The 3,664-nt window shown below is 61.6% G+C and carries 4 protein-coding genes; 2 read left to right on the top strand and 2 right to left on the bottom strand.

The annotated features are described in order from the left end of the window. Window positions 1-96 precede the first annotated feature (96 nt). The gene (locus tag ABCP74_RS09370; RefSeq protein ID WP_006235414.1) at window positions 97-897 is read right to left on the bottom strand and encodes an SDR family NAD(P)-dependent oxidoreductase; all 801 of its coding nucleotides are present in this window, start codon (window positions 895-897) and stop codon (window positions 97-99) included. An 11-nt stretch (window positions 898-908) separates the two neighbouring features. Then, the gene (locus ABCP74_RS09365) at window positions 909-1,100 is read right to left on the bottom strand and encodes a dsRNA-binding motif domain-containing protein (RefSeq protein WP_148332093.1); all 192 of its coding nucleotides are present in this window, start codon (window positions 1,098-1,100) and stop codon (window positions 909-911) included. 91 nt (window positions 1,101-1,191) lie between these two features. Here ABCP74_RS09365 and ABCP74_RS09360 point away from each other — a divergent pair, with 91 nt between their 5' ends. Continuing rightward, on the top strand, window positions 1,192-2,955 hold the full coding sequence (locus ABCP74_RS09360) for a coiled-coil domain-containing protein (RefSeq protein WP_343000699.1): 1,764 nt from the start codon (window positions 1,192-1,194) through the stop codon (window positions 2,953-2,955). Window positions 2,956-3,250: 295 nt separating this feature from the next. Then, window positions 3,251-3,646, top strand: a complete 396-nt coding sequence (locus tag ABCP74_RS09355; protein ID WP_343102201.1) for a hypothetical protein — start codon at window positions 3,251-3,253, stop codon at window positions 3,644-3,646. Window positions 3,647-3,664: the final 18 nt, after the last annotated feature.

Here is a 3,664-nt window from a genome sequence, read left to right as displayed (position 1 = left end):
CCTTCTGGTCGCGCCCTTGAAGTTGAACGTCAGATTGTCCAAATGCGGCCCGCGCAGCGTCGAGCCGTTACGCGGTTTGGTAAAACCGCGTAACCCCTAAGGCCGCTGGCCCATGCCACCCTCGAGGGTGACGGTCTCGCCGTTCATGTACTTAAAGTCGGGACCGCAGAGCTGAACGACAACGCGGCCGATCTCCTTCTCGACGTCGCCGTAGTGACCCGCCGGCGGCATGTGGACGTTGGCCTTGAACGCCTCGGGATAGGCATCCTGGAAGTTCTCGAGCGCAGCGGTCCAAGCAAGCGGGCACACGATGTTGACGTTGATGCCGTCCTTGCCCCACTCGTTGGCGGCAACGCGGGTCAGGCCGCGGATGCCCTCCTTGGCGGCGGCATAGCTGCACTGGCCATAATTGCCAAACAGGCCGGCGCCCGAAGCGAAGTTGACCACGGAGCCCTTGGTCTCCTTCAGGTGCGGATAGGCCTTCTGCATGTACAGGTAGGTGGCATACAGGCCAGAGTAAATGGCCAGGTTGAACTGATCCATGGTGTGATCGGCGATGGTCACGCCCGAGGCGCTGGCCTGAGCATTGTTGACGACGGCGTCGATGCGGCCGAACTCCTCAATGGCCTTGTCGATGACGTTCTGGACGACGGCCTCGTTGTCCTGACCAGCCGAGACATCGGCCTGAACAGGCAGAACCTTGACGCCGTACTCGGCCTCGAGAGACTCCTTGGCGGCCTCGAGCTTGGCGACGTTGCGGCCGGTGATGACGAGGTTCGCGCCCTCCTTGGCAAATGCGATATCGATGCCGTAGCCGATGGAGCCAGCGGAACCGTCCTTAAGCGTGGCCTTGCCGCCGCCGGTGACGATCACGGTCTTACCAGTGAAAAGTCCCATACAAAGTCCTTTCAAATCGCGACGGGCACGCCCGCCGACTGCGCGCATCCAACTTCACGCGCCAAAAGCTGAAATGCAACTTTAGCTTCTTCAAGTGAAAAATAAAGCCCATGGCAGGCGAACGGCACCACGTCGTTCGGCGAAGGGATTGTCAAGTACAAACTGAATAAAGCGATCGAGTTATTGCTATCAGATCGAGCCATCGAACACGTTTTGAAACTTTGCTGCGGCGCGCGGGATGTCGGCGCGAGACTTTATCATAGGGTGACAAACAACGATGAGGAGCACATGCCTATGACAGACGAGCTGGACCCCCAGACTCAACAGCATATTGATGATTCCGCAGACGTCACCGCAGATACTGACGCTGTGACCTGCGATGGCATCGACATCGACGACCCCATCTTGAACGAAAGCGCTACGGCGGAAACCCCCGAAACAGAAAACGCCGATGAGCAAAACGACGATGCGCCCGCTCAGGACGACGCCCCTGTACAGGACGACGCCCCGCAAGCAGCGGGCCCCATCGAGGTGTCTTCGGAAGAAGAGCTCGATGCCGTCATGGACTCCATGATGGATGCTGTCAAAGCGATGAAAAACGCCGTCGCCGATGCCGATATTGATGCCGAGGAAGAGGAGGCCGCCGTGGCGGCCTCGACCTTTGTGCCCGGCGAGACTCCGGTTGCCGACCAGGGCAGCACCATGCCCTCGTTTCTGCAGCTCGAGCACCCCACGATTGGCGCCGATGCGGTCGATCCGCACGCAGCAGGCTTTTCTGTGGTCGAGGGCGGTACCGGCAATATCGCCGCGCCGCAGGTTGCCGATGCGGACGCTGCCGACACCGCTCGCCCGACCGCCCCGCACTCCCCCGCCGCGAGCCGCGATCTGGGGACCGCTGTCTCGAACACTGCGAACGCCGTGGGCACCTTTATCGCCCAGGGCGCCTCGGCCATGCGCGAGATGAACGCCGCGAAAAAGGCACTTGCCGATGCCCGCGCCCACCTGGCCGAACTTGAGCAGCGCATTGCCGATCAGGCCGAGGAACTCGAGACGCGCCAGGATATCGCAGGCCGCTACGACCAGATCGTCGCCGACCAGCGCCAGGCGATCGCCACGGCGCAAAAGACCGCTGCGGCAGCCGAAATCGATCGCGATGTCCATGCTTCCAAAGTAGCAGAGCTCAAGGGTCAGCTCGAACAAATGAAGACAGAGGATGACGCGACTGAGCTCCGCCTGAAGGCCGCGCTCGACGCCGTGGAGGCCCGCGAGGCGAGCTCTCGCGAGACCGGCAACCGCCTCGTTCGACGTCTTGAGGATTCCAAGCGCATCCGCGACAAGGTGAAGGCCGAGCGAGACGCCGGCATTGCGGCCGCACAACAAACCGTCGACGCCACGCGCGCCCAGCTCGAGACGCTGCGCCATGAGTATGCCGAGCTGCAACGCAATCCCTCGGCAAATCCCGCCAACTATACGGTGCGCACCAGCGAGCTCTCGATGCAGATCTCCGACACGGCAGATGCCCTGCGAAAAGCCGAAGAAGATGTCCCGCGCATCACCGCCGACCTTGAGCACTCGCTTGCCGCAGCCGAGCAGGCCGTCGAACAGGCGCAGGCCCCCATCGCCGACGCCAAGCGAGCCCATCAGGCCGTGACGGCAGAGGCCGATGCCGCGCGCGACGAGCTGCAGACCGCAAAAACCGCCGCCGCGACTCGTCAGCGCGAACTGCGCGAGAAGATCACTGCCGAGGACAAGGCACGCCGGGACCAGGAGCAGACCATCGCCAACGCCCAAGCAGATGCCGCACATGCACAGTCGATCATCGAGCAGGCGACCGAGGTACACGACCACCCAGAGATCACTGAGTCGCTTGCAGGATCCTTGGCCCGAGACAAAGCCGAACACGCCGAGACCGAGCGAGAGGTTACCCAGCTCGAAGCCACCGAGGACGCGGTGCGCGAGCGTACCCGCGACTCACGCATCAAATTCACCGGCGCCATCGTCTGCATCGTCGCCGCAATCCTGGTGATCATCCTGGTCTGGCTCTTCGCGAGCAAGTAAACCAGCTGCCAAAAAACGCTCAACGCAGTTGCGGTGAGATAGTTCCTGTTTAGCCCTCAAAAAGCCAATTCAAGAACTATCTCACCGCAACTTATTAGATTGATGCAAGGTAATCTATCCCTCTTGCACCAATCTCTTGACATAAGGAGTGTCCCCAGGTGCCGGCACAGACGATATGAGCAGGACATAAAAACATTGAGAGCCCCTGCTGCATGAAAGACCGCGGATTAGGCCGACAATGGTGAGTGTCTAATTCAGCCGCGGCGGCCACGCCGCATTCATGGAAGGGGCTCCCATGTTCGATACTACCACCTTCGTCGGCCTCGACGTCCACGCCCGCTCGATAAAGGCAGTCTCCCTCGACGTCATGACCGGGGAGGTGCGCTGCGCGACCTTCGGCTACGACGCCGGGGCAGTCGCGGAGTGGGTGCGGTCCGTGGACCCAAAGGCCAGGTGCGTGTACGAATCCGGGGTCACGGGGTTCGACCTGCAGAAGAGGCTCTCCGGCCTCGGGGTCGACTGCGTGGTCGGCGCCGTCTCGAAGATGATCAAGCCCAGCGCGGACAGGCGCAGGAAGAACGACCGCAACGACGCCGAGTTCCTCGCCCGCATGCTGTCGGTCGGCAACGTCGTTGTTAGCGCTAATCTAAAATTAACCACTTTCGCAAACGCATCTCGCCGAATGCGCTAACGCGCTTTCGCCGACCCC

Source organism: Collinsella aerofaciens, from assembly GCF_039062315.1.
Classification (GTDB): domain Bacteria; phylum Actinomycetota; class Coriobacteriia; order Coriobacteriales; family Coriobacteriaceae; genus Collinsella; species Collinsella aerofaciens_BG.
Note: the sequence above shows the minus strand (reverse complement) of the source record. Positions and strands in the feature narration are given on the sequence as shown.

What these genes read in the sequence shown, in the direction of transcription:
- ABCP74_RS09365 (WP_148332093.1), bottom strand. Translation starts at nt 1,100, where the DNA reads ATGGCTCGATCTGATAGCAATAACTCGATCGCTTTATTCAGTTTGTAC.
- ABCP74_RS09360 (WP_343000699.1), top strand. Translation starts at nt 1,192, where the DNA reads ATGACAGACGAGCTGGACCCCCAGACTCAACAGCATATTGATGATTCC.
- ABCP74_RS09370 (WP_006235414.1), bottom strand. Translation starts at nt 897, where the DNA reads ATGGGACTTTTCACTGGTAAGACCGTGATCGTCACCGGCGGCGGCAAG.
- ABCP74_RS09355 (WP_343102201.1), top strand. Translation starts at nt 3,251, where the DNA reads ATGTTCGATACTACCACCTTCGTCGGCCTCGACGTCCACGCCCGCTCG.